We start from the raw sequence: 25905 nt of genomic DNA, 5'->3' as shown, positions 1-25905 counted from the left end.
AGATCGCGTAAGGCTTATTCGCCGTAAACGTCGAAATCGAAGTATTTCTTGTTGATTTCCTGGTATTTGCCGTTGGCGCGGATCGCGGCAATAGCAGCCGTGAACTTGTCGGCAAGAGCGGTTTCACCCTTGCGGACAGCAATGCCGGCACCGTTGCCGTTGATTTCAGGGTCAACCTTCAGCGGCGTCATGATCTTGCAGCATGCGCCGGCATCCGACTTCAGCCACTCGGACAGAACGACGATATCGTCGATGACGGCGTCGATACGGCCGTTCGAGATGTCGAGCTTATACTCGTCGGCGGTCGGGTACATTTTCAGGTCGGAATCCGGAAAATGCTTTTCGGCATAGTTCGAGTGGGTGGTGGAGCCCTGCGCGCCGAGCGACTTGCCCTTCAGGTCTTCGACAGACTTGATTGGCGAATCCTTCGGGACGGCGATTGCCGGTGGGGTATTGTAATATTTCTTCGAGAAGTCGACCTTCTGGAGACGCTCAGGCGTGATCGACATGGACGCGATGATGGCGTCGAACTTCTTGGCCTGCAAGGCGGGAATGATACCGTCCCAGTCGTTGGTGACGAAGGTGCATTCGGTCTTCATTTCTTCGCACAGCGCCTTGGCGATGTCGATGTCGAAGCCGGTCAGGGTGCCGTCGGCTTCAAGATTGTTGAAGGGCGGGTATGCACCTTCGGTGCCGATGACGAGCTTGTCCTGCGCCATGGCAGCGCCGGAAAACAGCGAAATGGCGGCGATCGATACGGCTGCGAGCAGACGGGTGGAAATAGGCATTTAGATCCTCTCTTTTGGTCGTTCATCTGCGGGCTGTTTTTTATCTTCAGTTGCAGACGCCTTGTGCGCGTGAGGTCGGCGGAACGGAATATCGCGTCTTCGACCTCAAATGCGCCGGCAATTATTCTTCCTGTTGGTCAAAAAATGCAACCGCAATAATTCTGCCTCCATTTCTGCCGCAGTGCTTCCACGAAAAGGCCTTGTTCTGTTCATTTCCAGTACAGAAGGCTTTGCTCATCATGGGAACCGAAGTGCGTGCATGGCGTTGTTCAGCGCCTTCACGGCAAAGAAATACAAAGCGTCTCGGTAGCGTTGACGCTGAAAAATGAAGGCAGATGAGGAAGCACCGATGCTGAACAAGAACAAACTGCTGACAGGGGTGGTCTTTCCCCTGATGTCGCTGGTGGTCGCTGTGGAACCGGCATTGGCCGGTTTTTCGGGGGCTCCGGCAGGCATCCGTTCGACCGTAGCGGCGGATACCCGCCCATTGATCCTGGCGCAGGCTGAGGCACAGGCGCCTGCCGAGGAAGCCAATCCCGAAGAAATTCCGCGAAAGAAGCGCCAGCAGGCCGAAGAAGCTCAGCCGCAGGAGCAGCAGCAGCGTCAGGCGGAACCCGCGCCCGAGCCGCAGCGCCAGCCGGAACCGCAGGCAGAGCAGCCTCCAAGACAGCGTGAGGCGCAGCCGGAAGCACCAGCCCCAGAGCAGCAGGCGGCCCCGGAGCAGCAGCAGGAACGTCCGCGTCGTCCCGAGCGCGCGCAGCAGCCGGAAGGTGAGGGCGAGCAGCGCCCGGACCGCCCGCGACGTGAACCGGCGCAGGAGGCAGCCCCTGCCGAGCAGCAACAGGAGCGCCCACGCCGTCCTGAACGTGCCCAGCAGCCGGAAGGCGAGGGTGAGCAGCAGCGGCCGCGCAGACAGGAGCGCGCGCAGGAACCCCAGGCCGAACGGCCGGCTGCACAGGCGCCCGAAAACGCTGAGCCACGACAGAAGCCGGATCGCCGCAAGCAGCCGGTAGAGGAACAGGCGCCTGAGCAGAAGGCGCAGCCAGCCGAAAAACCGGCCGCTCCAGAACCCGCCGCCAAGGATGCACCGGTTCCGACCGAGGCTCCGACGCCGGCACGTCCGCGTCCGCCGGAAGCACAGCCAAACCCTGCACCTGGCCAGCAGCCGTCGGAGCAGCAGCCAACGGAAGGTCAGGGCAATGCTCGCCCGACCCCTCTGCCGGATGCGCCGAACCCACCGCCGCAGGATGGTTCAACCACAGGACAGGCCCCGGCTGGTGAAGTCGTTCCCGATCAGGTCGCGACCCCTCAGACCGAGGCGCCGCCAATGAGCAAGGAACAGCTGGACAAGGCCAAGGCGATTGCTCAGGACCCATCCAAGACTGCGGATACGGTTATTCTGCCTGTTGACAAGGGTGCTGCCGTTCTCGACAGCGACAAGGAGGTCGAACGCTCCGGCAACCGTCAGGCCCGCGAAGAGCGGCGCCGCGAACGCGAGCAGGGCGGGGATTACAAGGTTCCGACATCGGATGCCGAAGCCCAGCGCGCCGCAAGACCGGATGGCAACCCGCCGCCACCGCCTGTGAAGATGGAAGCGATCACCTCGCAGCAGGGCGAGCGCATCGATCAGCGCCCGCAATATGAGCGGCCGGATGGCGTGCGCGAATGGCAGCCACGCGAAGGCGGTCGTCGCGACAGAGACCGCGATGCGCCGATCATCCTGCAATTCGGTGATCGCGTCGTGGTTCGTGGTGACGATAACCAGCGCTTCATCCGCGATGGTGGCGAACCCTATTACGAGCGCCTGCCTGCAGGCCGGGTCCGCGAAACCGTCGAACGCCGGGATGGCACCCAGGTCGTGACGATCCGCAACCGTTATGGCGATGTCATCCAGCGTTCGCGCATCGATGATCGCGGCCGGGAATATGTGCTGTTCTATGCGCCTGAGCTGATGGATGATCCGGATCAGGATTACGTCTATCGCGATCCGGGCCTTGACCTGCCGCCGATGCGTCTGCGCATTCCTGTTCGCGATTACATCATCGATACCTCCAGCGATCCGGATCGCGATTACTACCGCTTCCTGGAACAGCCGCCGGTCGAGCCGGTCGAACGCGTCTATTCGCTCGACGAGGTGCGATATTCGGCCCGTATTCGTGACAAGGTGCGTCGTATCGACCTCGATACCATTACCTTTGCCACGGGCAGTGCGGAAATTCCGATGGCGCAGGCCCGCTCGCTGCGCAAGGTGGCCGATGCGATCAACAAGGCGCTGGACAAGAACCCGGCGGAAACCTTCCTGATCGAAGGACATACGGATGCGGTTGGTTCGGATGAAAGCAACCTCGTGCTTTCTGATGAACGTGCGGCCTCCGTCGCCAATGTCCTGACGGATGTCTACGGCATTCCGCCGGAAAACCTCGCGACCCAGGGCTATGGCGAGCGTTACCTGAAGGTTCAAACACTGACTGCGGAACAGCAGAACCGTCGCGTCACCATCCGTCGCGTTACGCCGCTTGTGCGCCCGGTTGCGCAGAACTAAGCGGACCTCCACAACGAAAAAGGCCCGGAACCACAAGGTTCCGGGCCTTTTGCTTGAATACCTTACTGCCTCAGTCGAGCGCGACAGCGATCTCTGCTGCGAGGCGAGCATTGTTCTTCACAAGCGCAATGTTGGTCACCAGGCTGCGGCCTTCCGTGATCTTGAAGATATCGCCCAGCAGGAATGGTGTGACTTCCTTGCCGGTGATTTCCTCGCGTTCGGCGTTGGAAATGGCGCGGTTGATGTAGATGGCCATCTCTTCGCTGGGGATTTCGTCTTCTTCCGGAACAGGGTTTGCGACCAGCATGCCACCGTCGATGCCGAGCTGTTCGCGGGTTGCCTGGAAATTGGCAATTGCAGCCGGGCTATTGAGCGACAACGGGCTTTTCAGACCGGAGGAGCGCGACCAGAATGCCGGGAACTCTTCCGAGCCGAAGGTCACGACCGGAACGCCCTGCGTTTCCAGAACTTCGAGCGTCTTGGGAACATCGAGGATAGCCTTGGCGCCGGCGCAGACAACGATCACGCCGGTCTTGGCAAGTTCGGTCAGGTCTGCGGATACATCGAAGCTTTCTTCCGCACCCTTGTGTACGCCGCCGATGCCGCCGGTTGCGAAGACCTTGATGCCGGCGCGTGCGGCGGCAATCATGGTTGCCGCCACGGTGGTGGCGCCGGTGCGACGCTCGGCAATCGCGAAGGCGATATCGGCGCGCGAAACCTTCATCGCATCGGTGGTCTTGGCGAGCGCTTCGAGCTGATCCTTTTCAAGGCCGATATGCAGTACGCCATGAATGACGGCGATGGTTGCCGGCACAGCACCCTGGTCGCGGATGATCTGTTCGACGCTTTCGGCCATCTCGATATTGCCCGGATAGGGCATGCCGTGGGTGATGATGGTGGATTCGAGAGCCACGATCGGCGCTCCGCGCTGCTTGGCGGCCGCGACTTCCTGTGAATAGACGATGGGGAGGCGTGGGGAAATTGGACGGGTCATCTTATCTGTTCCAGATTTTTTAAAAGCGGGTTCATGCCAGTGTTTCGGCCTCGGGCACAAGTCCCGACATGAGCTCGACACCGTTTTTCGATAGATCGGGCGAGGTTGCGAAGGGCGACTGGACGGTGAGGGCTGCTGCTGCTGCACCCAGTCGTAGCGCCTGCGTGATGGTTGCGCCCTCGGCAATGGCGGAAAGATAACCGGAGGCCATGGCATCGCCAGCACCGGTCACATCCTTCACATCGTCGACGCGAGGCGGAACGAGTGTTGCTGCCTGGTTTCGGTCAAAAGCGATCGCCTGTTTGGAGCCAGACGTGACCACGCCACCGCGCAGGCCGGCTGTTCGGAACATATCGGGCCACTGCCGGATATCGTCGGGATTCTCTCCGGTCAGTGCGCGCGCCTCGGCTTCATTCATGAAAAGAATGTCGATGTCAGCAAAGGCCGGTTTGAGTTTGACCGCCTTGGCGGGCGAGATCGCGATCGCCGCAAGCATCTTGCCGCAGACACGGGCTGCCAGGCCGATTGCCGTCAGCGTGTCTTCCGGCAGGTTGGCGTCGCATAGGATAATGTCGGTCGAGCGGATCGCTTCGCGCACAGACCGTACGCGCAGGCGTCGCGGCGTGAAAAGCTTGTAGAGGTCCATGTCTGCGAGCGCGATGACCAGATTGCCGTCGCGTTCCAGAATGGCCGTATAACTTGGTGTGCGGCGATCGAGGAAAACGAAAGGGGTGTCTTCGACACCGGCCTGTCGCGCCGCTGCCGCAACGGCTTCGCCAGTGACGTCTCCACCGCGCGGGCTGATGATGCGAACCTCAAAGCCGAGACGGGACAGGTTACGGGCCGCATTGAAGCCGCCGCCGCCTGCTTCTTCCATCCAGTGTCCTGGATTGCTGGCACCGGGCGTGGTTTCCGCCTCGATCATGCCGCGCCTGTCGATATGCGCTCCTCCCAGAACGAGTATCTTTTTCAACGCTTCTTCCCTTCTCTGGAGACCCGAAATTTTTCTCCGATTCGGCTGAAAAAATCGGTTCCCGGATTGTTTTTCCTGAAAGGCTTCCCGAGCGGCGCCCAGAAAAACAAAAATAGAACAAATGACTTATCGCTATTTGTTTTCAATGTTCTGGCGTCGCCTTGCGAAATGAGAACAAATAGAGTACATACCGTTTCCATACTGCTTCATTGCCTGCGTGGCTTCAATAACCTAAAGGTGTTTCAGATGGCACAAAATTCTTTGCGTCTCGTAGAGGATAAATCGGTGGATAAAAGCAAGGCACTGGAAGCGGCGCTCTCCCAGATCGAACGTTCGTTCGGCAAGGGATCGATCATGAAGCTCGGTTCCAATGAAAACGTAGTCGAAGTCGAAACCGTATCGACGGGTTCGCTCAGTCTGGATATCGCGCTCGGAATCGGCGGTTTGCCGAAGGGGCGTATCATTGAAATTTACGGGCCGGAAAGCTCGGGTAAAACGACGCTGGCGCTGCAGACCATTGCAGAAGCCCAGAAGAAGGGCGGCATCTGCGCCTTCGTGGACGCCGAGCATGCGCTCGATCCGGTCTATGCCCGCAAGCTCGGCGTTGATCTGCAGAACCTGCTGATCTCGCAGCCGGACACGGGTGAACAGGCGCTCGAAATCACCGACACGCTGGTTCGTTCCGGCGCCGTTGACGTTCTCGTCGTCGACTCCGTTGCGGCACTGACGCCACGTGCGGAAATCGAAGGTGAGATGGGCGACAGCCTTCCGGGTCTTCAGGCACGTCTGATGAGCCAGGCGCTGCGCAAGCTGACGGCGTCGATCTCTCGCTCGAAGTGCATGGTGATCTTCATCAACCAGATCCGTATGAAGATCGGTGTGATGTTCGGTTCGCCTGAAACGACGACGGGCGGTAACGCGCTGAAGTTCTACGCCTCGGTGCGCCTCGACATTCGCCGTATCGGTGCCGTCAAGGAACGCGAAGAGGTTGTCGGCAACCAGACCCGCGTCAAGGTCGTCAAGAACAAGATGGCTCCGCCCTTCAAGCAGGTCGAATTCGACATCATGTATGGCGAAGGTGTGTCCAAGACCGGTGAGCTTGTCGATCTCGGCGTGAAGGCCGGCATCGTCGAGAAGTCCGGTGCGTGGTTCTCCTACAACAGTCAGCGTCTCGGGCAGGGCCGCGAAAACGCCAAGACCTTCCTGCGCGATAATCCGGCGGTTGCCAATGAGATCGAGCTGGCGCTGCGCCAGAACGCTGGCCTGATCGCCGATCGCTTCCTGCAGAACGGTGGGCCTGACGCCGGTGAAGGTGACGATGGCGACGGTGAAGGCTGATCTGCTTCGAGATTGGCCTGAATTGTAGTCTCTCTACTTCCGTTTCTGAGATTTGGACCGCGCGAACTTGTTTCGCGCGGTCGTTTTTGTTTTGCCAGGGCGTCATGCTACGCTCAACGGCTGGACAGGGCGGAAAGCGGGCGATAAAAGCCAGTGATTTTATAATATGGCCGTCCGCATGGGATGGCGATGATGGACTCCAGCTATAGCGGTGTGTGGGCATGAGCGGTGTGAATGAAATTCGGTCGACGTTTCTCGACTACTTCAAGAAGAACGGGCACGAAATCGTGTCTTCCAGTCCGCTGGTTCCGCGTAACGACCCGACGCTGATGTTCACCAATGCGGGCATGGTGCAGTTCAAGAACGTTTTCACCGGTCTTGAGAGCCGCCCTTATTCCACGGCAGCGTCGGCGCAGAAGTGCGTTCGCGCCGGTGGCAAGCACAACGACCTCGACAATGTCGGTTACACGGCACGTCACCACACTTTCTTTGAAATGCTCGGCAACTTCTCCTTCGGTGATTATTTCAAGGAAGAAGCAATCAGCCACGCCTGGAACCTGATCACCGGCGAGTTCGGCATCGACAAGAACCGCCTTCTCGTGACGGTCTATCACACCGACGACGAGGCTTTTAATCTCTGGAAGAAGATCGCCGGTTTCTCCGACGACCGTATCATTCGCATTCCGACCAGCGATAACTTCTGGGCGATGGGCGATACCGGTCCTTGCGGTCCCTGTTCGGAAATCTTCTATGACCACGGCGATCACATCTGGGGTGGTCCTCCCGGTTCGCCGGATGAAGATGGCGACCGTTTCATCGAGATCTGGAACCTCGTCTTCATGCAGTACGAGCAGATTACGAAGGAAGAGCGCATCGATCTGCCGCGTCCGTCGATCGACACCGGCATGGGTCTGGAACGTATTTCCGCGCTGCTTCAGGGTAAGCACGACAACTACGACACCGACCTGTTCCGCGCTCTGATCTCGGCGTCGGTCGAGGCAACCGGTGTTCCGGCGGAAGGCGAAAAGCGCGCCAGCCACCGCGTTATCGCCGACCACCTGCGTTCGTCCGCCTTCCTGATTGCCGATGGCGTTCTGCCGTCGAATGAAGGTCGCGGTTATGTTCTGCGCCGTATCATGCGCCGCGCCATGCGCCACGCCGAACTGCTCGGCGCGAAGGAGCCGCTGATCTGGAGGCTCCTGCCAGCACTCGTTCAGCAGATGGGCCGCGCCTATCCGGAACTCGTGCGTGCAGAAGCGCTGATCTCCGAAACCCTGAAGCTCGAAGAAACCCGTTTCCGCAAGACGCTGGAGCGTGGTCTGTCGCTGTTGTCTGACGCAACTGTGGATCTGTCCAAGGGCGGCATGCTCGATGGCGAAACCGCCTTCAAGCTCTACGACACCTACGGCTTCCCGCTCGATCTGACGCAGGATGCTCTGCGCGCTCGCGGTATTGGCGTCGACATTTCGGGCTTTACCGACGCGATGGAGCGCCAGAAGGCGGAAGCCCGTTCGCATTGGGCCGGCTCCGGCGACAAGGCGACCGAAACCGTCTGGTTCGAGCTCAAGGAAAAGCTCGGCGCAACCGAATTCCTCGGCTACGACTCGGAAACGGCTGAAGGCGTCGTGCAGGCAATCGTCAAGGACGGCAAGTCGGTTGACGCCGCCGCTGATGGCGAGGCCGTTCAGGTCGTAGTCAGCCAGACGCCGTTCTACGGTGAATCTGGTGGCCAGATGGGCGATACCGGTGTCATCACCGGCGAAAACGGTGCCTTCACCGTATCCGACACGCAGAAGAAGGGCGAAGGCCTGTTCGTGCACGTCGGTACCGTTTCGAAGGGCGGCCTGAAGGTTGGTGAAGCGGTTCAGTTGACAGTCGATCACGACCGTCGTTCGCGCCTGCGTGCCAACCACTCGGCAACCCACCTTCTACATGAGGCACTGCGCGAGGTTCTCGGCACCCACGTTGCCCAGAAGGGCTCTCTGGTCGCGCCCGAGCGCCTGCGTTTCGACGTCTCGCATCCGAAGCCGATGTCGGCTGAAGAGCTGAAGATCGTCGAGGAAATGGCAAACGAGATCATCCTGCAGAACTCGCCTGTCGTGACCCGCCTGATGAGCGTCGACGATGCGATTGCCGAGGGCGCCATGGCGCTGTTTGGCGAAAAGTACGGCGATGAGGTTCGTGTCGTTTCCATGGGAACGGGCATTCATGGCGCCAAGGCGAACCGTCCATACTCGGTCGAGCTTTGCGGCGGTACGCATGTTTCGGCGACCGGCCAGATCGGCCTGGTCCGCGTTCTCGGTGAAAGCGCGGTTGGTGCCGGCGTTCGCCGTATCGAAGCCGTGACAGGGCAGGGCGCACTTGCCTACCTCGCGGAACAGGATGAGCGCGTGAAGGCGCTGGCATCCTCACTCAAGGTTCAGCCTGCCGATGTTCTTTCGCGTGTCGAAGGTCTTCTGGACGAGCGCAAGAAGCTTGAGCGCGAATTGGCGGAAGCACGCCGCAAGCTCGCGATGGGTGGCGGTTCCACGGAAGGTTCGGCCGGGGACGTCAAGGAAATCGGCGGAGTGAAGTTCCTCGCCAAGTCGCTCTCCGGCATCGACGCCAAGGATCTCAAGGGCCTCGCCGACGAAGCCAAGGGGGGTCTTGGTTCTGGCGTCGTTCTCCTGATTGCAGTCTCTGACGATGGCAAGGCGAGCGCCGTTGCCGCTGTTACCGAAGACCTGACGTCGCGCTTCAGCGCCGTCGATCTGGTGCGGACCGCTTCTGCAGCGCTCGGCGGCAAGGGTGGCGGCGGCCGCGCTGACATGGCGCAGGCTGGCGGCCCTGACGGTGCGAAAGCCAGTGAGGCAATCGACGCTGTTGCTGCTGCTCTGGCTGCCTGATAACGGCATTTCATATCAATGAAAAAGGCGGGCATTGCCCGCCTTTTTTGTTTTTTCAACCGGCTGCCTGCATTTCCTTGGCAGCTTCGTTGTCCAGCTGATGGGCACGCTTGTAGGCCGCGCGTTCGCCGAGGTGGCTGACATACTCGACAAAGTGCGGACGTTTTTCGATGGAGCCGAACTGCATGCCCCAGGCAATGTGGGAGCCGACATAGACGTCTGCAGCGGAAAAATGATCGCCCGCCACATAACGGTTTTCGCTGACGGCGCGTTCGAGCGTGTTCATCACGTCGTCATAGCTGCCACAGCCCACCATCCGCACTTTTTCTTTCGGCACCTCGTAACCCAGTGCCTTCATGCTGACAGCCATTTCGAGCGGACCGGCTGCGAAGAACATCCAGCGATAATAAAGGCCACGTGACTTTGGTGTGGGTGCGAGATTGGCGCCGGGGAAGGCGTCTGCCAGATAGGCACAGATCGCGGCGGCTTCGGTAACGATCGTGTCGCCGTGTTTGATCGCCGGAACCTTGGTCATCGGATTGATCAAACGATAGGCGGGCGACTTCATCGATGTTTCGAAGCCCAGAACTTCCGTTTTGTAAGGGACCCCCACTTCTTCCAGCATCCAGCGGGCGATGCGGCCGCGCGACATGGGGTTGGTATAAAATATCAGTTCGCTCATGGCTCCTCCTCCTGAAGCGCACTTCAGAGCGCCATTGGCCCGGATGGAGGCATGGACGCTCCAACTCGTTCAGCCACGCAGCATACATGTCGGCAACCGGGATACATCTCCGGGGTCCGATAGAGGTGTGTGGCATTGTTGACCGGGCCAGTCGGGTGAAGTTCGAAATTCAGGTGGTTATTGTTGTTGTCTTGTTCAGCTTCGCATACGGCCGCAGTCGGTTGCGGAGTGTGCGCCTAGTGTCACGTCTAATCAAGATATGGTGATTCAAAAAGAAACCCGACGTTGTAACAAGCGCCCGGTCGTGAATTATTGAAGCCGCAGCCCAGGCCGAAGGCATAAAAAAACCCGGCCATATGGCCGGGTTTTCTGTGTCATGATCGGGAAAATCAGGCAGCCATGGCCTTCTGAAGGTTCTCGTCGATCTTGTCGAGGAATGCGGTTGTGGAGAGCCAAGGCTGATCCGGACCGATAAGGAGCGCGAGGTCCTTGGTCATGAAGCCGCTTTCAACGGTTGCAACGCAGACTTCTTCCAGCGTGCTAGCGAACTTCGCCAGGTCGGCGTTGTCGTCCAGCTTGGCGCGGTGTGCGAGGCCACGGGTCCATGCGAAGATCGAAGCGATCGAGTTCGTGGAGGTTTCCTGACCCTTCTGGTGCTGGCGGTAGTGGCGCGTAACCGTACCGTGAGCAGCTTCGGCTTCAACCGTGCGGCCATCGGGCGACAGAAGAACGGAGGTCATCAGGCCGAGCGAGCCGAAGCCCTGCGCAACCGTGTCGGACTGCACGTCGCCGTCGTAGTTCTTGCAGGCCCAGATGTAGCCGCCGGACCACTTCAGAGCGGAAGCAACCATGTCGTCGATCAGGCGGTGTTCGTAGGTGATGCCGACTTCGTCGAACTTCGCCTTGAACTCTGTCTGGTAGACTTCTTCGAAGATATCCTTGAAGCGGCCGTCGTAAGCCTTGAGGATGGTGTTCTTCGTGGAAAGGTATACCGGCCACTTGCGCATCAGGCCGTAATTCATGGATGCGCGTGCGAATTCGCGGATGGATTCGTCGAGGTTGTACATAGCCAGTGCAACGCCGGCGCTCGGAGCGTCAAAGACGTCCTTTTCGATAACCTGACCATCTTCACCGACGAACTTGATCGTCAGCTTGCCCTTGCCGGGGAACTTGAAATCGGTTGCCTTGTACTGGTCGCCGAAAGCGTGACGGCCAACAACGATCGGCTTCGTCCAGCCCGGAACCAGGCGCGGAACGTTCTTGCAGATGATCGGCTCGCGGAAGATGACGCCGCCAAGAATGTTGCGGATCGTGCCGTTCGGGCTCTTCCACATCTGCTTCAGGCCGAATTCTTCAACGCGGGCTTCATCCGGCGTGATCGTTGCGCACTTGATGCCGACGCCGTGCTTCTTGATGGCGTTGGCAGCATCGACGGTAACCTGGTCGTTGGTGGCATCGCGGTTTTCGACCGACAGGTCGTAGTATTCGATATCGAGATCGAGGTACGGCAGGATCAGCTTGTCCTTGATGAGCTGCCAGATGATACGGGTCATTTCGTCGCCGTCGAGATCGACGACCGGATTGGCTACCTTGATCTTTGCCATGAATTCCTCACCTTCGAAGCTGCGGCGCAAAAACGCCGTTATGTGGAAAAAATATCCGGTGCGGCTATAGCATCGCATGCGCGTGAGGCAAAGCCATGAGTGGCGCTTTTTTGGCTGGGCGCCATTGCTGCTTTGAACATTGCCAAACCATATTGCCGCAATACAGTCAGGCGAATCGCTTCGCCCGTCTAAGGGTCAATTCCAGGATTACATCATGCGGACCATTCTGCTCGCCACCGCCGCCATCCTCTTTTCCACCAGCGCTTTTGCTGCCGGTCCCACCGATCCGGTCCAGAAGATCATGGACATCACCGTCAAGAACTGGTCCGGCGAAGCCGAGGACTGGAAATACATCTTCGACGAGGACATGCTGACCGGACTGTTCAGCAAGGAATTCGTCGCACAATATCGGGAGGCCGCGAAAAAGCCGGCCTATGAGGCTGAAAGCGGCACGACGGGCGACCCCTTCGGTTACGATGTCGTCACCAACTCGCAGGACGGTTGCCCGTTGCAGGATGTCATCGTGGATGCTGCGCCTGCGAAGGATGGCGTCACGAACGTCACGGCAAAGTTCAAGCTGTGGGCATGCATGGACGAGGCCGAGATGAAGGCGACAGTCGATGAAGTGAATTTCGACGTCATCGAAGAGGATGGTCGTCCGGTGATCAACGACATTCATCGTGTTGGCGATGAGGGCACGGACTCGCTGCGCGAAGAGATGGCAACCATTATCAAGGGCGAATAACGAGGGCTCGTAGCCTTTCTGCTTTGATTTCCGCGCCGATCTGTGCGAGTGAGACGCGCTTTAGAGTATCGATTTTCGATACGGCGGTCTGGAAACTGGAAAACGAACTATGGCAGGTACGAACAGCGAGCTTGAACTTGTGGCGGAAGGCCCGGCGATCATTCTGGTCGAACCGCAGCTCGGAGAAAATATCGGCATGGTAGCGCGGGCGATGGCCAATTTCGGCCTCGCCGAATTGCGCCTCGTCAATCCACGCGATGGTTGGCCAAGCGAAAAGGCCCGTGCGGCCGCGTCCAAGGCCGACCATGTCATCGATGGCACCAAGGTTTTCGATACGCTGGAAGAAGCGATCAAGGATCTCAATTTCGTCTATGCCACCACGGCTCGCGAACGCTACGGCTTCAAGCCGGTGCGCGCGCCGGTCACGGCCTGCGACACGCTGCGGACCAAATTCAAGGCAGGCGAAAAGACCGGCATCCTCTTCGGGCGCGAGCGCTGGGGTCTGACCAACGAGGAAGTGGCTCTCGCCGACGAGATCGTGACGTTTCCGGTCAACCCGGCCTTTGCCTCGCTCAACATCGCGCAGGCTGTGCTGTTGATGTCGTATGAGTGGATGAAATCGGGCATGGAAGATCTGGAAGATACGGTCTTCCAGTCCGTCGAACAGCGCCCGTCCACCAAGGAACAGGTTTTTGGCCTTTTCGAGCACATCGAAGAAGCGCTCGAGGCACGTGGATATTTCCACCCGGCTGAAAAAAAGCCCAAAATGGTCGACAACCTGCGTGCCGTGCTTTCCCGGCGGGGATTTTCGGAACAGGAAATCAGCGTGTTTCGCGGCGTAATCAATTCGCTCGACCGTTTCCCGCGTCGCTGGCCCAAGCAGGCCGGAAAGACGGAAACGACAGGGGAGACGACGGAGAATGGCTCTAGCGACTGAAATGGATGCAGTAGAACTGAAGCCGGTGCTGGTGTTCGATTCCGGCATTGGCGGTCTGACGGTCCTGCGCGAAGCGCGTGTGCTGATGCCCGAGCGCGGTTTCATCTATGTCGCTGACGATGCAGGGTTTCCCTATGGCGGCTGGGAAGAGGCCGCACTGAAGGTCCGCATTCTCTCGCTGTTCGAAGAGCTCTTGCGAGACTACGATCCTGAAGTCTGCATCATTGCCTGCAATACGGCATTCACTCTTGTGGGTGCCGATCTGCGTGCGAAATTTCCGGATATGACCTTCGTTGGTACGGTGCCGGCGATCAAGCCGGCTGCCGAGCGCACCCGTTCGGGGCTGGTATCCGTTCTGGCAACGCCGGGTACCGTCAAGCGTGCCTATACGCGTGATCTCATCCAGTCCTTTGCCTCGCAATGTCATGTACGCCTTGTCGGTTCGGAAAACCTTGCGCGGATGGCGGAAAGCTGGATCAGGGGCGAGCCGATTTCCGACGAGGCGGTGCTGGCCGAGATCGAACCGTGCTTTATCGATAACGACGGCAAACGCACCGACATCGTCGTTCTTGCCTGCACGCACTATCCCTTCATGGCGAATGTGTTTCGCAAGCTGGCACCCTGGCCGGTTGACTGGCTGGACCCTGCGGAGGCGATTGCGCGCCGTGCCCGCCATCTGGTGCCACTCGTCCAGGGGGCGGAGCATCCTGACGGATTTGACTTTGCGCGGTTTACGTCCGGCAAGCCGGATTTCGCGACACGGCGACTGATGCAGGGTTTCGGCCTCAGCGTCTAGGTCCAGACGGTCTGTTGCTTTTTTGCATCTGTTTTTCGCTGATTATGCAATTCGAGATTGCGGCGCTTGCGCGTGCGGACATCTCGTGTATCGTGGCAATCGTCTATAACCGCTAACTATGGAGGCGTGGAATGTCTGCAAATATCAATGTACGCCTTTTGGGCGTGTCCGCTATTTCGGGCAATGTTTCCGGTGGTTATATGACCCGAGGTTCTTGCCTCCGACAAGGCTGATACGCCTGTTTTTTCTTGCCATCTGGCATTTTCACATCATCTGGCAATTGAGTTGCGCGTTCGCGCGGTGCTGAGCCGCGTCCGCTCGCCTCGCATGCCGTTTTTCATCACCAGAGGACCTGGCTGCCCGTGCGGCGCCGGGATGGATTTCCTATGCATAAAAATCAACCATTGGTAGCATTCAGCCTTCCTGATGCGGTCGACCGTCTGTTCGTCGTATTCGGTGTCTGGAAAACCGTAAAAACCGTTCTGCTTGCGGCGATTGTGCCGCGTGCGCCGCCCGACAGCGTTGACGATTTGCCGGAGTGGCTGCTTGACGATATCGGCGTCGAACCTTCCGCAAGGAAGAAGCGGCGCGATTGGTCGGCTCCTTATTGGGCGCCACGGTTCTAACGGCGTCATTCAACGGCCTGCACCATACCTGAGAGGGTCGGTGCAGGCCGGATTGTCACCGCATTTTTTCCGCCTGCCGTCACGCAGGCGACCACTTGCCAGCGTGGCGTTTCCATGGCTTGCTCGCTCCGATCAACAAGGGGAGTTTCCTCATGCCTCTCGAAAACTGGCTGGCCTTCGTGGCCGCATCCGCCATCATGCTCGCCATTCCGGGGCCAACGATCCTGTTGGTGATTTCTTATGCTTTGGGCCATGGTCGCAAGGCGAGTACGGCAACGGTTACCGGCGTGGCGCTCGGCGACTTCACGGCGATGACAGCTTCGATGCTCGGGCTTGGTGCGCTGCTTGCAACGTCGGCCGCACTTTTTACCGGGTTGAAATGGGTCGGAGCGGCCTATCTCATCTATCTCGGCATCAAGCTTTGGCGCGCGCCCGTCAGCGGTGAAATGGCCGCAGGCGAGGGGGCAACGGGTCGGGAACGGCCACTGAAGATCTTCCTGCATGCCTATGTCGTCACGGCGCTGAACCCGAAAAGCATCGTGTTTTTCGTCGCTTTCCTGCCGCAGTTCCTGGTGCCGACTTTGCCCTTCCTGCCGCAGGTGATTATCTTTGAAGTGACATTTCTCGTGCTTGCCACCTGCAATGCGGCTCTTTATGGATTGCTGGCAAGTGCAGCCCGCAACACCATTCGCAAACCCAACGTTCAGCGCATCGTCAATCGTACCGGCGGCAGTCTGCTGATCGGCGCTGGTTTGTTGGCAATTGGCTGGAAGAGGGCTGCTTCCTGAAATGCCGCCGGTGGCGGTTTGAAATTCGGACATCCCAATGGCAGTGCCGCACATTCTTCTCGCCCTCGTTACCGTGTTTCTCTGGGGCTTCAATTTTGTTGTCATCAAGGTTGGCGTCATGGGCATGCCGCCGCTTTTGCTGACAGCCTTGCGCTATCTGTTTGCAGCCGTGCCGCTGGTGTTTTTCCTGCCGCGCCCGAAAGTACCGTGGGGCCATATGATCGTGTACGGCATGGTCATGGGCTGTTTGCAGTTCGGGCTGCTCTACACGGCCATTAAATGGGGGCTTCCGGCCGGGCTGTCGTCGCTGGTCATGCAGTCTCAGGCGTTTTTTACCATGGCGCTGGCGGTCACGATGCTGGGTGAGATTCCGTTGAAGTCCCACATTGCAGGTGCCGGCGTTGCATTTGCGGGTCTTGCCGTCATTGGCCTGGAGCGGATGACGGCTGCCGCCATGATCCCGCTTCTCATGTGCGTTGGCGCTGCGTTCAGCTGGGCGATTGGCAATATCGTCAACCGCAAGGTCGGATCGGTCAATGCGATCTCCTTTGTCGCCTGGACAAGCCTGGTGCCGGTGTTGCCGCTCGTTATCCTCTCGCTGCTGCTCGAAGGCCCGCAGGCCATCGCCGATGGCATGGCGAGTGCCAATCTGATGACGGGCTTGGTGGTGATCTACATGGCTTATGGCGCGACGATCGTGGGAGCGGGCATCTGGAGTTTCCTGCTGCTGCGTTATCCTGCCGGAACGGTTGCGCCATTTTCGCTCCTGGTGCCGATTGTCGGTTTCCTCGGCGCCTATTTTGCTTTTGACGAGCACATTACGCGTCTTGAAATCATCGGCAGCACGCTGGTTGTCGGTGGCCTGGCGCTCAACGTCTTCGGCCGTCGCCTGTCCTTTGGCCGCCGCCCGAAGGCGGTGTGACGCACCAGCAATTCCCTGTGCATTGTTGCGATGGGCAGGGTTATTCGTTTAATTTTTTGTTAAAGAGGGTGTTCGGTCGGCCTCCATGAGAGTCGGCGTTTCATCCATTCGCAGTGCAGGGAAGTGTAAAGTGCAGGTCGGCATCGACATGGGAACACTTTCGGGCGGGCAGGCTGCCAAGCTCGATATCGAGGAATTGCTGGCCACGCGTCTGTTGGTGCAGGGCAATTCCGGTTCCGGAAAGTCGCATCTTCTGCGTCGTCTGCTGGAACAGTCCGCGCCGTGGGTGCAGCAGGTCATTATTGATCCGGAAGGTGACTTCGTCACGCTGGCCGACAAGTTCGGGCATATTGTCGTGGATGGCGAGCGCACCGAAGCAGAGCTTGCCGGTATCGCCAATCGTATCCGCCAGCACCGCGTTTCCTGCGTTCTGACGCTGGAAGGTCTTGATATCGAGCAGCAGATGCGCGCCGCCGCTGCCTTCCTCAACGGCATGTTCGATGCCGATCGCGAATACTGGTATCCGGTTCTCGTTGTGGTGGATGAGGCGCAGATGTTTGCGCCATCCGTCGGCGGCGAGGTTACGGAAGATGCGCGCAAGGCTTCGCTTGGCGCCATGACCAATCTGATGTGCCGAGGCCGTAAACGTGGACTTGCCGGTGTGATCGCCACACAGCGCCTCGCCAAGCTTGCCAAGAACGTCGCGGCTGAAGCCTCGAACTTCCTGATGGGCCGAACCTTCCTCGATATCGACATGGCGCGTGCAGCCGATCTTCTCGGCATGGATCGCCGTCAGGCGGAAATGTTCCGCGATCTGCAGCGTGGTAACTTCGTTGCTCTTGGTCCGGCTTTGTCGCGCCGCCCGCTGCCGATCGTCATTGGTGCGGTTGAAACCTCGGCGCGTTCCTCCTCACCGAAGCTGATGCCGCTGCCGGATGCGCCGCAGGATGTGGAAGACCTGATCTTCACGCCCGATCCGGAGGAATTCAACCGGCCAGTCGTTCGTCGTACGCCGCCTGCGCCGCGCCCGACAACGGATATCCTGGCGGAGCTTTCGCGATCGACGCCGGCAGCAGTCACGTCACCCTCCGAGCAGACACGCTCGAGCCAGCCCGAAATGTCCCCCGAGGAGCGGGAAGAGAAGATCGCCGGCGTGCTGATGGAAATTCTCGATGATCCGCAATCGGCCTATCGTACCGATGCCGTGCTTTATCAGGATTTTCTGGTGCGCGCCCGTATGCGGCGTATTGCCGGCACCCCCATGCCGCTGTCCGAATTCCGTCGTCAGGTGGCCATTACCCGGTCCGGCGTCGATGTGGAGATGGCGGCGAGCGAGCACTGGCAGACAGCGCTCGAACTTTCAAAAAGCGTTTCCGACGATCTTCAAGGCGTTTTCCTGCTCTTGGTGAAGGCCGCGCTCGGCGAAGAGCCATGTCCCTCTGACGCCCGTATTGCCCGCGCTTACGGCACCCATTCGGCTCGCCGGGCCCGGCGCCTTCTCGGTTATTTCGAGGAAAAGGAACTGGTGGTCGTTCATGCCGATTTTTCCGGCAAGCGGATCGTGGCTTTCCCTGACCTCGACGCAAAAACCGCACCCGGCGATGCGGATGCGGCGGATGGAGACGTCAGTCTCGCTGCAGAATAATGAGAAAAGGCGGCTTTCGCCGCCTTTTGCATTTATGCCTTGTCGATGACCTTGTTTTCGTTGCGCGTCGCGATCAGCGAACCGATGATGCCGGTCGCCAGAATGGCGACGGTCACGCCGAGCGAAAGAGCCGGCGGGATCTTGGCGATACCCAGCATGTCGGCGACAAAGATTTTCGAACCAACGAACACCAGAACCGCAGCCAGCGCATATTTCAGATACGCGAAGCGGTGCATCAGGGCTGCAAGTGCGAAGTAGAGCGCACGCAGGCCAAGGATTGCGAAGATGTTCGACGTATAGACGATAAACGGATCGGTGGTGATCGCGAAAATCGCCGGGATCGAATCGACTGCGAAGATCAGGTCGGCAATTTCGACCATGATAAGCGCCAGGAACAGCGGCGTAACGAAGGTCTTCAGCTTACCGGTCTTCGAATCGGTTTCCTTGACGAAGAACTTTTCGCCATGCAGGGCATTGGTGACCGGCAGGTGGCTGCGCAGGAATTTCAGGATCTTGTTGTTGCCAATGTCATTTTCATCGTGGTCGGACGAAAACAGCATTTTCAGGCCGGTGAAGACCAGGAAAGCCGCGAAGAAATACAGAACCCAGTGGAAGTTTTCGACGATGGCCGCACCAGCCGCGATCATGATGCCGCGCAGTACGATAACGCCGAGGATACCCCACAGCAGGACGCGGTGCTGGTATTGGCGCGGAATGGCGAAATAGGAGAAGATCATGGCGATGATGAAGATGTTGTCCATCGCCAGGCTTTTTTCGACAACAAAGCCCGTGACGTATTCCATCGCCGACTGTTGACCGGATTGGTACCAGATCCAGCCGCCGAAGGCCAAGCCGATGGCGATGTAGAAGCTGGACATCAGCATGCTTTCGCGAATGCCGATTTCCTTGGAATTCTTATGCAGAACACCAAGGTCCAGGGCCAGAAGGCCGAGAACGAGAGAAATGAAAACCGCCCACATCCATGTGGGGGTGCCGAGAAAATCCAGAAACAGGAAGTCCATCAGTCAACCTTTAGCCGGACGAGGTTGGCTTTTCGGATGGGGAACGCATATCAGAACTTAACGTGGCCCCATCCTATAAAAACTCGACATCACGTGTTGTCCGGTAACACGCCAGAGGGGCCCGAGTTCTGATCACGACGGGGAGATAGGATGCCTTTCCGGCTTTTCAAGAGCGGAGCTGTAAAAAAACGAAAATGGCGTGTTTGACAAATTTGTAAAACAGCTATAGAAGCCGCCCCAACGCCGGGCAGTGATGTCCGGTGTGTTTCGTTGACTGCCTTGCAGTTTATAAGCTGACGTTCGGCGGTCAACATCACCGACATGTCCCGTGGCTTCTCCACAAGCGTGTGTGAGAATCCTGTCAGAGGTTCTGAAACGGATCTCAGAGGAGGGCGTGTTTCCTTAATCCGGTTTGGCAACGGACCGGCATAACCTGTTTCGAAGGAAATACGATGAGCAAGCGCGAATCGGCTAAGTACAAAATTGACCGCCGTATGGGCGAAAACATCTGGGGTCGTCCGAAGTCCCCGGTTAACCGCCGCGAATACGGCCCGGGCCAGCACGGCCAGCGCCGCAAGGGCAAGATGAGCGACTTCGGCACGCAGCTGCGCGCCAAGCAGAAGCTCAAGGGCTACTACGGCGAACTGCGTGAAAAGCAGTTCCGCGCAACCTACGACGAAGCAAACCGTCGCAAGGGCGATACCTCTGAAAACCTGATCGGCCTGCTCGAGTCGCGTCTGGACGCCATCGTCTACCGCGCAAAGTTCGTTCCGACCGTTTTCGCATCGCGCCAGTTCATCAACCATGGCCACGTCACGGTTAACGGCGTTCGCGTCAACATCGGTTCTTACCGTTGCAAGCCGGGCGACGTTATCGAAGTTCGTCAGAAGTCCAAGCAGCTCGCAATCGTTCTCGAAGCTGTTGCTCTCGCTGAGCGCGACGTTCCTGACTACATCGAAGTTGACCACAACAAGATGGTTGCGACCTACGCTCGCGTTCCTTCGCTGTCCGACGTTCCGTACCCGGTCATCATGGAACCGCATCTGGTCGTCGAATTCTACTCGCGTTAATCGTCGGGTTTTATTATTCAAGAAGCCGCCCCTTGTGGGCGGCTTTTTTGTTTGTTGCGGAAGGCTGGGTATGCAGGACATTCAGGCGATCGTCGATTCGATCTATGGCAGCATGGTGCCGCGGCTGGGCGAGGGGAAAGTCGCTGACTATATTCCCGAACTGGCCAAGATCGACCCGAAGCAGTTCGGTATTGCCGTAACCACTGTGGATGGCACGACCTACACGGCGGGCGACGCTTTGGCGCCGTTTTCGATCCAGAGTATTTCCAAGGTCTTCATGCTGACGCTGGCGCTCGGCAAGGCGGGGGAGACAGTCTGGAACCGTGTTGGCCGCGAACCGTCCGGCTCGTCCTTCAATTCCATTGTCCAGCTCGAACATGAGCATGGCATTCCGCGCAACCCCTTCGTCAATGCGGGTGCGATCGTCGTCAGTGATATCGTGCTTGCCGGACATCAGCCGCGCGAAGCAATCGGTGAACTCCTGCGTTTCGTGCGTTATCTTGCCGATGACGATACGATCAGCATTGATGACACGGTGGCTAAGTCGGAACAGGCGACCGGTTTCCGCAACATGGCGCTTGCCAATTTCATGCGTTCGTTTGGCAATATCCATCATCCGGTGGACTATACGCTGGGCGTCTATTTCCATCAGTGCGCGCTGGCCATGAGCTGCTCGCAGCTTTCCCGTGCCGGGCTGTTTCTGGCAAACCACGGGCGCAACCCGTTGACCGGGCATACTGTCGTTTCTGATCGTCGGGCCCGACGGATCAATGCGCTGATGCTGACCTGCGGCCATTATGACGGTTCGGGCGATTTCGCCTATCATGTCGGCCTGCCGGGCAAGAGCGGTGTTGGCGGCGGTATTCTGGCGGTGGCGCCGGGCAAGGCGTCGATTGCTGTCTGGTCGCCGGGTCTCAACAAGGTCGGCAATTCGGCGCTGGGTTCGGTTGCGCTGGAAATGCTGGCGACAAAAACCGGCTGGTCCGTGTTCGGGGCTTGATCTTCCCGGCATATACAGGCATTTCGAGCATCAAAGGTGGCGGACAAGCCAAGCGAGCTAATCATGAACATTATCACGAGCATCGATGATATGCCGGATCAGGATCTGACCGGAGAGCAAAACGGCTCGCACCCGCTGTTTGCCAACGCGCCGCGTTCCGTCTCGTTCAACAAGCTGCGCAAGCGCTTGCTCCGGAACGTGCGACAGGCCTTCGAAGACTTCGACATGCTGAAGGGCCAGAAACGCTGGCTCGTGGGGCTTTCCGGCGGCAAGGACAGCTATGGCCTGCTGGCGCTGCTGCTGGATCTGAAATGGCGCGGTCTTCTGCCGGTCGAGTTGATCGCCTGCAACCTGGATCAGGGGCAACCGAATTTCCCCAAGCATGTTCTGCCCGAGTACCTCACCGGGATCGGCGTGCCGCACCGCATCGAATATCGCGACACCTATTCCGTCGTGAAGGAAAAGGTTCCGCAGGGCGGAACCTACTGTTCGCTCTGTTCGCGGTTGCGGCGTGGCAATCTCTACCGCATTGCCCGCGAGGAGGGCTGTGACGCGTTGCTGCTCGGCCATCACCGCGAAGACATTCTCGAAACCTTCTTCATGAATTTCTTCCATGGCGGCCGGCTTGCGGGCATGCCCGCCAAGCTGATGAATGACGAAGGCGACCTGATGGTGCTGCGGCCGCTTGCCTATTGCGCCGAGGACGACATGGCGAAGTTTGCCGCTGCCATGGAATTCCCGATCATTCCCTGCGATCTTTGCGGTTCGCAGGACGGGTTGCAGCGCAATGCCATGAAGGACATGCTGGCGGATATCGAGCGGCGTATGCCGGGCCGCAAGGATGTCATGTTGCGGGCGCTTGCGCACGTGAATCCGTCACATCTGCTCGATCCGAAGCTTTTCGACTTTTCGGCGCTCGCTGTCACCGAGCCGTCACATCAGGAGCGTAGGGAGGCCCACCCTCCCTTATGAAAAAGATCCTCCATGCCACTTTCTGATTCCGACCTCGACTTTCTCGTTTCCACTGTTGCCGCTGTCGGCGCGGAAGAAATTCTTCCCCGTTTCCGAAACCTGAGCGCCGGAGCGATCTCGGAAAAGTCGTCGGCTGTGGATCTTGTGACGGAGGCCGATCTTCTCGCTGAAAAACGGATTACAGCGGCACTGCTGGCGCGCTTCCCGAAGGCGCATATCGTGGGTGAAGAAGCCTATGATGCGGACAAGTCCGCTGTTCCGGCGCTTGCCGATGCGCCACTTGCCTTCGTCATTGACCCCATAGACGGCACGTTCAATTACGCGTCCGGCTTTCCTGCCTTTGGAACCTTGCTGGCGGTGACCGTCAAGGGTGAAACCGTTGCCGGCATCATCCACGATCCCGTCATGGCCGACACCATCATCGCCGTCAAAGGCGAGGGGGCTTACCTCACGCGGAAAAACGGTACGCGGGCAAAGCTCAAGGTCGCCGATCCGGTACCGCTTTCGGATATGGTCGGTATCTTCTCCTGGGGGCACAGCCACATCGATCGGCGTCCGGTGATCGCGGCCAATATGGCGAAGACCAAGATGGCGCTCTCGCTGAACTGCTCGGCGCATGAATATTGGCTGGTTTCCACCGGCAAGCTGCACTTCATAGGTCACGAGAAGCTGATGCCCTGGGATCATCTGGCCGGCGTGCTCGTTCACCAGGAAGCGGGTGGGTACACGGCCCGTTTCGACAATACCCCATATCGTCCCGGAGACATCACCGGTGGCATTCTGTCCGCGCCTGACAAGGAGAGCTGGAGAATGCTGCGCCGGGAAATTGCTGCCTTATAAATTCAAGACCACAGGAAGGATGACGCCCATGAGTATCGAGCTCGACATTGCAGCGCTTGCCACCACGCTTCAGGAAGCGGCGGCGGTGGAAATTCTGCCGCGGTTCCGTAATCTGGGCGATGGCGACGTGCGTATCAAAACCGAGGCGATCGACCTCGTCACCGAAGCCGATGAGGCTGCTGAACGCCTGATCCGCGCCCGTGTCGAAGAGATCATGCCGCAGGCGGTCTTTATCGGTGAGGAAGCGGTTGCGGCGGACGCGTCGCTGCTTGGCAAAATCGCCGATGCCGATCTTGCTGTTGTGGTCGATCCGATTGACGGCACCTACAATTTCGCATCCGGCCTGCCGCTCTTCGGCGTGATGATGAGCGTCGTGTCCAAGGGCGAGACCATTGCCGGCCTTATCTTCGATCCGATGGGCAATGACTGGGTGATTGCCGAGAAGGGCTCCGGCGCGTGGCTCTGCAGCGCAGACGGTGCACAGACGCAGATGTCTGTCGTCCCGGCGCCTGAGCTGTCGCAGATGATCGGCATTGCCAACACCGGCTATTTCGATATCGAAACTCGCCGCAAGGTGCTGCTGAACCTCGCCGATGTGCGCCTGTTCACCAGCTATCGTTGCGCGGCACATGAATATCGCCTGTTCTGCGGCGGTCACATGCACTTCCTGATGTACAACAAGCTGATGCCCTGGGATCACCTGGCGGGTACGCTGATTTCGCAGGAAGCCGGCGCCTATGCGGCGCGTCTGGACGGTTCGGCTTATCTGCCGAGCCATGTCGATGGCGGGCTGCTGCTTGCTCCTGATCAGGCAACCTGGGAGTTGCTGCGCGAGAAGATCTTCACCGTCTGAAGACGGTATCTTCCAAAAGAAAAGGGCGCGGGAAGACATTCCCGCGCCCTTTGTTTTTTGATGAAATGCGTTCTTATCGCGTCGGCTTGTTGTGGGCCTGAAACAACACGCCCTTTTCACCGATCAGCACGAAGATCAGGCCGATGATCGAGACGACAAAGAAGCCGGCGACCATTGGCAGCGCCGTACCGTCGAAAGCCTGCCCGATAACGGCACCGATCAGCGAGCCGCCGACCGTGCCCATGAAGCCGATGACCGACGAGGCTGTTCCAGCGACGTGACCCAGCGGTTCCATCGCCAGAGAGTTGAAGTTCGAGCCGATCCAGCCGAACTGGAACATGGCGAGCGCGAAGAACACGATGAAGATCGCGAACGGCATCGGTTCCGGTCCGAGAACCTGCACCAGCAGCCACAGGAAGGTGATGGCGATGAAGCCAAGCAACGACCCGTGCGAGAGTTTGCGCATGCCGAACTTGCCGACCAGCCGGGCATTGATGAAGGACGAGAACGCCATGAACAATGCGACGCCGGCGAAGGCGGCCGCAAACCATGCGCCGAGCCCGTAAATGCCCTTGTAGACCTGCTCTGCGGAGTTGATGAAGCCGAACAGGGCGCCGAAGATGAAGGTGCTGGACAGTGTGTAACAGAGCGCAATGCGGTTGGTGAGGACGATCTTGAAGCCGCCGATAACCGAGCGAACCGTCAGAGGGCGTACATCATCCGGGTGCAGTGTCTCGGGAAGACGGTAATACATCCACGCGGTCACCACGGCTGCGATGACGGCCATGAAGGCGAAGATCAGGTGCCAGTCACCAAAGAACAGCACGATCTGGCCGGTGCCCGGCGCGATGACAGGCACAACCATGAAGACCATCATGATCAGCGACATCACTTCGGCCATCTGGCGGCCGCCATAGATGTCACGGACGATCGACACGGTGATGACGCGGGTTGCTGCCGAGCCGATGCCCTGGATGAAGCGCAGCATGAGCAGGCCGGAGAAGGACGGTACAAAAACAACGGCGATGGCTGAAACGATGTAGATCGCCAGACCGAAAAACATCGGCTTGCGGCGCCCGAAACGGTCCGAAATGGGGCCGTAGAAAAGCTGGGCGATACCAAAACCGAGAAGATAGGCGGAAATGACATACTGGCGATGGTTTTCGTTCTCGACGCCAAGCGACGCGCCGATTTCCTGAAGGCCGGGCAGCATGATGTCGATGGCCAGTGCATTGAGCGCCATCAGCATTGCGGCCAGGCCAATAAATTCCGTGCGCCCCATCGAGCCTGCGCGCGAAGCGGTGGATTGTGAAAGATTTGTCACAGAGTTTGCCCCAAAATAACGGCAAAGGCGTTGCATGACGCAACGCCTGGCATAGTTTTCTGACAATCAGAGTGGGCCGGTTTCCCGGCCGAAATCAGGCCGCGCCGCGGACGCTGATACCCTGTTCTTGGAAATGGTTTTGAAGTTCACCGGACTGGAACATCTCTCTTACGATGTCACAGCCACCGACGAACTCACCCTTGATGTAGAGTTGCGGAATGGTCGGCCAGTTGGAGTAGTCCTTGATGCCCTGGCGGATGTCGGCATCGGCAAGCACGTTGATGCCCTTGTAGTCGACGCCGAGATAATCGAGAATCTGAACGACCTGGCCGGAGAAACCACACTGCGGGAACTGCGGGGTGCCCTTCATGAACAGCACCACATCGTTGCTCTTCACTTCGTTGTCGATCATGTCGTTGATGCCGCTCATGGGCCAAATCCTTTCAACATGCGGGTCAAGGCCGCTGCTTTGTCTTTGTTCTTAAATAACATGTCGCGACGCGATTTCCACCCACCGCGGCTAAAAAACTGCGGCAGTTGCAAACCCATCGGGTCAGAT

Annotated in this window: 23 protein-coding genes; 15 read left to right on the top strand and 8 right to left on the bottom strand. The window is 58.7% G+C overall.

Annotated elements, in window-relative coordinates; translation table 11 throughout:
• Positions 1-14: 14 nt before the first annotated feature.
• A complete protein-coding gene (locus HWX89_RS19600; RefSeq protein ID WP_138793905.1) occupies positions 15-788 on the bottom strand; it encodes an ABC transporter substrate-binding protein in 774 nt (257 codons plus the stop codon).
• A gap of 349 nt (positions 789-1137) precedes the next feature.
• Here HWX89_RS19600 and HWX89_RS19595 point away from each other — a divergent pair, with 349 nt between their 5' ends.
• Positions 1138-3330 carry an OmpA family protein gene (locus HWX89_RS19595; protein ID WP_138793903.1) on the top strand — a complete coding sequence of 731 codons (2193 nt, stop codon included), beginning with the start codon at positions 1138-1140 and terminating at the stop codon, positions 3328-3330.
• Positions 3331-3400: 70 nt separating this feature from the next.
• On the opposite strand, the gene HWX89_RS19590 is transcribed toward HWX89_RS19595, so the two are convergent.
• Both HWX89_RS19590 and HWX89_RS19585 read right to left on the bottom strand, forming a co-directional pair.
• Positions 3401-4324: a pseudouridine-5'-phosphate glycosidase gene (locus tag HWX89_RS19590; protein ID WP_138793902.1), complete on the bottom strand. Its 924-nt coding sequence runs from the start codon at positions 4322-4324 to the stop codon at positions 3401-3403.
• A 31-nt stretch (positions 4325-4355) separates the two neighbouring features.
• On the bottom strand, positions 4356-5297 hold the full coding sequence (locus tag HWX89_RS19585; protein WP_138793901.1) for a carbohydrate kinase family protein: 942 nt from the start codon (positions 5295-5297) through the stop codon (positions 4356-4358).
• Between the two features lie 246 nt (positions 5298-5543).
• Between HWX89_RS19585 and recA the strand changes: the two genes are divergently transcribed.
• Both recA and alaS read left to right on the top strand, forming a co-directional pair.
• Positions 5544-6635, top strand: a complete 1092-nt coding sequence (recA, locus tag HWX89_RS19580; RefSeq protein ID WP_138793900.1) for a recombinase RecA — start codon at positions 5544-5546, stop codon at positions 6633-6635.
• A 221-nt stretch (positions 6636-6856) separates the two neighbouring features.
• A complete protein-coding gene (gene alaS / locus HWX89_RS19575) occupies positions 6857-9520 on the top strand; it encodes an alanine--tRNA ligase (RefSeq protein WP_138793899.1) in 2664 nt (887 codons plus the stop codon).
• 55 nt (positions 9521-9575) lie between these two features.
• Here the strand turns inward: alaS and HWX89_RS19570 are convergent, their stop codons facing one another.
• Both HWX89_RS19570 and HWX89_RS19565 read right to left on the bottom strand, forming a co-directional pair.
• On the bottom strand, positions 9576-10202 hold the full coding sequence (locus HWX89_RS19570) for a glutathione S-transferase family protein (protein WP_138793898.1): 627 nt from the start codon (positions 10200-10202) through the stop codon (positions 9576-9578).
• A 389-nt stretch (positions 10203-10591) separates the two neighbouring features.
• Positions 10592-11806: an NADP-dependent isocitrate dehydrogenase gene (locus tag HWX89_RS19565; protein ID WP_138793897.1), complete on the bottom strand. Its 1215-nt coding sequence runs from the start codon at positions 11804-11806 to the stop codon at positions 10592-10594.
• Between the two features lie 214 nt (positions 11807-12020).
• Here HWX89_RS19565 and HWX89_RS19560 point away from each other — a divergent pair, with 214 nt between their 5' ends.
• The 7 genes from HWX89_RS19560 (at position 12021) to HWX89_RS19530 (ending at position 18265) form a co-directional block, all read left to right on the top strand.
• Positions 12021-12551, top strand: coding sequence for a hypothetical protein (locus HWX89_RS19560; RefSeq protein ID WP_178340843.1), 531 nt, complete (start codon positions 12021-12023; stop codon positions 12549-12551).
• A gap of 109 nt (positions 12552-12660) precedes the next feature.
• Complete coding sequence (locus HWX89_RS19555; protein WP_138793896.1) at positions 12661-13488, top strand: RNA methyltransferase; 828 nt, start codon at positions 12661-12663, stop codon at positions 13486-13488.
• The gene (gene murI / locus HWX89_RS19550; RefSeq protein ID WP_138793895.1) at positions 13472-14284 is read left to right on the top strand and encodes a glutamate racemase; all 813 of its coding nucleotides are present in this window, start codon (positions 13472-13474) and stop codon (positions 14282-14284) included. The genes HWX89_RS19555 and murI overlap by 17 nt, the downstream gene beginning before the upstream one ends.
• A 386-nt stretch (positions 14285-14670) precedes the next feature.
• The gene (locus HWX89_RS19545) at positions 14671-14910 is read left to right on the top strand and encodes a hypothetical protein (RefSeq protein WP_138793894.1); all 240 of its coding nucleotides are present in this window, start codon (positions 14671-14673) and stop codon (positions 14908-14910) included.
• Positions 14911-15062: 152 nt separating this feature from the next.
• Positions 15063-15698: a LysE family translocator gene (locus HWX89_RS19540; RefSeq protein WP_138793893.1), complete on the top strand. Its 636-nt coding sequence runs from the start codon at positions 15063-15065 to the stop codon at positions 15696-15698.
• A 37-nt stretch (positions 15699-15735) separates the two neighbouring features.
• Positions 15736-16620 carry an EamA family transporter gene (locus tag HWX89_RS19535; RefSeq protein WP_138793892.1) on the top strand — a complete coding sequence of 295 codons (885 nt, stop codon included), beginning with the start codon at positions 15736-15738 and terminating at the stop codon, positions 16618-16620.
• Positions 16621-16750: 130 nt separating this feature from the next.
• The gene (locus HWX89_RS19530; RefSeq protein ID WP_178340842.1) at positions 16751-18265 is read left to right on the top strand and encodes a helicase HerA domain-containing protein; all 1515 of its coding nucleotides are present in this window, start codon (positions 16751-16753) and stop codon (positions 18263-18265) included.
• A 32-nt stretch (positions 18266-18297) separates the two neighbouring features.
• Here the strand turns inward: HWX89_RS19530 and HWX89_RS19525 are convergent, their stop codons facing one another.
• Positions 18298-19287: a TerC family protein gene (locus tag HWX89_RS19525; RefSeq protein ID WP_138793890.1), complete on the bottom strand. Its 990-nt coding sequence runs from the start codon at positions 19285-19287 to the stop codon at positions 18298-18300.
• Positions 19288-19739: 452 nt separating this feature from the next.
• Here HWX89_RS19525 and rpsD point away from each other — a divergent pair, with 452 nt between their 5' ends.
• From rpsD to HWX89_RS19500, 5 genes are all read left to right on the top strand, one after another.
• Complete coding sequence (gene rpsD, locus HWX89_RS19520) at positions 19740-20357, top strand: 30S ribosomal protein S4 (protein WP_138793889.1); 618 nt, start codon at positions 19740-19742, stop codon at positions 20355-20357.
• 70 nt (positions 20358-20427) lie between these two features.
• The gene (locus tag HWX89_RS19515) at positions 20428-21357 is read left to right on the top strand and encodes a glutaminase (protein WP_138793888.1); all 930 of its coding nucleotides are present in this window, start codon (positions 20428-20430) and stop codon (positions 21355-21357) included.
• A gap of 63 nt (positions 21358-21420) precedes the next feature.
• Complete coding sequence (gene ttcA / locus HWX89_RS19510; protein WP_138793887.1) at positions 21421-22329, top strand: tRNA 2-thiocytidine(32) synthetase TtcA; 909 nt, start codon at positions 21421-21423, stop codon at positions 22327-22329.
• Between the two features lie 12 nt (positions 22330-22341).
• Positions 22342-23169 carry an inositol monophosphatase family protein gene (locus HWX89_RS19505; protein ID WP_138793886.1) on the top strand — a complete coding sequence of 276 codons (828 nt, stop codon included), beginning with the start codon at positions 22342-22344 and terminating at the stop codon, positions 23167-23169.
• Positions 23170-23197: 28 nt separating this feature from the next.
• Positions 23198-24022: an inositol monophosphatase family protein gene (locus tag HWX89_RS19500; protein ID WP_138793885.1), complete on the top strand. Its 825-nt coding sequence runs from the start codon at positions 23198-23200 to the stop codon at positions 24020-24022.
• Positions 24023-24095: 73 nt separating this feature from the next.
• Here HWX89_RS19500 and HWX89_RS19495 read toward each other — a convergent pair whose 3' ends face one another.
• Together HWX89_RS19495 and grxD are read right to left on the bottom strand one after the other, a co-directional pair.
• On the bottom strand, positions 24096-25304 hold the full coding sequence (locus HWX89_RS19495; RefSeq protein WP_138793930.1) for a multidrug effflux MFS transporter: 1209 nt from the start codon (positions 25302-25304) through the stop codon (positions 24096-24098).
• Positions 25305-25440: 136 nt separating this feature from the next.
• Positions 25441-25776, bottom strand: coding sequence for a Grx4 family monothiol glutaredoxin (grxD, locus tag HWX89_RS19490; protein ID WP_138793884.1), 336 nt, complete (start codon positions 25774-25776; stop codon positions 25441-25443).
• Positions 25777-25905: the final 129 nt, after the last annotated feature.

Origin of the sequence: Rhizobium sp. RM (assembly GCF_013390595.1) — a bacterium.
Taxonomy (GTDB): Bacteria; Pseudomonadota; Alphaproteobacteria; order Rhizobiales; family Rhizobiaceae; genus Agrobacterium.
Note: the sequence above shows the minus strand (reverse complement) of the source record. Positions and strands in the feature narration are given on the sequence as shown.

What these genes read in the sequence shown, in the direction of transcription:
- HWX89_RS19600 (WP_138793905.1), bottom strand. Translation starts at nt 788, where the DNA reads ATGCCTATTTCCACCCGTCTGCTCGCAGCCGTATCGATCGCCGCCATT.
- HWX89_RS19595 (WP_138793903.1), top strand. Translation starts at nt 1,138, where the DNA reads ATGCTGAACAAGAACAAACTGCTGACAGGGGTGGTCTTTCCCCTGATG.
- HWX89_RS19590 (WP_138793902.1), bottom strand. Translation starts at nt 4,324, where the DNA reads ATGACCCGTCCAATTTCCCCACGCCTCCCCATCGTCTATTCACAGGAA.
- recA (WP_138793900.1), top strand. Translation starts at nt 5,544, where the DNA reads ATGGCACAAAATTCTTTGCGTCTCGTAGAGGATAAATCGGTGGATAAA.
- alaS (WP_138793899.1), top strand. Translation starts at nt 6,857, where the DNA reads ATGAGCGGTGTGAATGAAATTCGGTCGACGTTTCTCGACTACTTCAAG.
- HWX89_RS19570 (WP_138793898.1), bottom strand. Translation starts at nt 10,202, where the DNA reads ATGAGCGAACTGATATTTTATACCAACCCCATGTCGCGCGGCCGCATC.
- HWX89_RS19565 (WP_138793897.1), bottom strand. Translation starts at nt 11,806, where the DNA reads ATGGCAAAGATCAAGGTAGCCAATCCGGTCGTCGATCTCGACGGCGAC.
- HWX89_RS19560 (WP_178340843.1), top strand. Translation starts at nt 12,021, where the DNA reads ATGCGGACCATTCTGCTCGCCACCGCCGCCATCCTCTTTTCCACCAGC.
- HWX89_RS19555 (WP_138793896.1), top strand. Translation starts at nt 12,661, where the DNA reads ATGGCAGGTACGAACAGCGAGCTTGAACTTGTGGCGGAAGGCCCGGCG.
- murI (WP_138793895.1), top strand. Translation starts at nt 13,472, where the DNA reads ATGGCTCTAGCGACTGAAATGGATGCAGTAGAACTGAAGCCGGTGCTG.
- HWX89_RS19545 (WP_138793894.1), top strand. Translation starts at nt 14,671, where the DNA reads ATGCATAAAAATCAACCATTGGTAGCATTCAGCCTTCCTGATGCGGTC.
- HWX89_RS19540 (WP_138793893.1), top strand. Translation starts at nt 15,063, where the DNA reads ATGCCTCTCGAAAACTGGCTGGCCTTCGTGGCCGCATCCGCCATCATG.
- HWX89_RS19535 (WP_138793892.1), top strand. Translation starts at nt 15,736, where the DNA reads ATGGCAGTGCCGCACATTCTTCTCGCCCTCGTTACCGTGTTTCTCTGG.
- HWX89_RS19525 (WP_138793890.1), bottom strand. Translation starts at nt 19,287, where the DNA reads ATGGACTTCCTGTTTCTGGATTTTCTCGGCACCCCCACATGGATGTGG.
- rpsD (WP_138793889.1), top strand. Translation starts at nt 19,740, where the DNA reads ATGAGCAAGCGCGAATCGGCTAAGTACAAAATTGACCGCCGTATGGGC.
- HWX89_RS19515 (WP_138793888.1), top strand. Translation starts at nt 20,428, where the DNA reads ATGCAGGACATTCAGGCGATCGTCGATTCGATCTATGGCAGCATGGTG.
- ttcA (WP_138793887.1), top strand. Translation starts at nt 21,421, where the DNA reads ATGAACATTATCACGAGCATCGATGATATGCCGGATCAGGATCTGACC.
- HWX89_RS19505 (WP_138793886.1), top strand. Translation starts at nt 22,342, where the DNA reads ATGCCACTTTCTGATTCCGACCTCGACTTTCTCGTTTCCACTGTTGCC.
- HWX89_RS19500 (WP_138793885.1), top strand. Translation starts at nt 23,198, where the DNA reads ATGAGTATCGAGCTCGACATTGCAGCGCTTGCCACCACGCTTCAGGAA.
- HWX89_RS19495 (WP_138793930.1), bottom strand. Translation starts at nt 25,304, where the DNA reads ATGGGGCGCACGGAATTTATTGGCCTGGCCGCAATGCTGATGGCGCTC.
- grxD (WP_138793884.1), bottom strand. Translation starts at nt 25,776, where the DNA reads ATGAGCGGCATCAACGACATGATCGACAACGAAGTGAAGAGCAACGAT.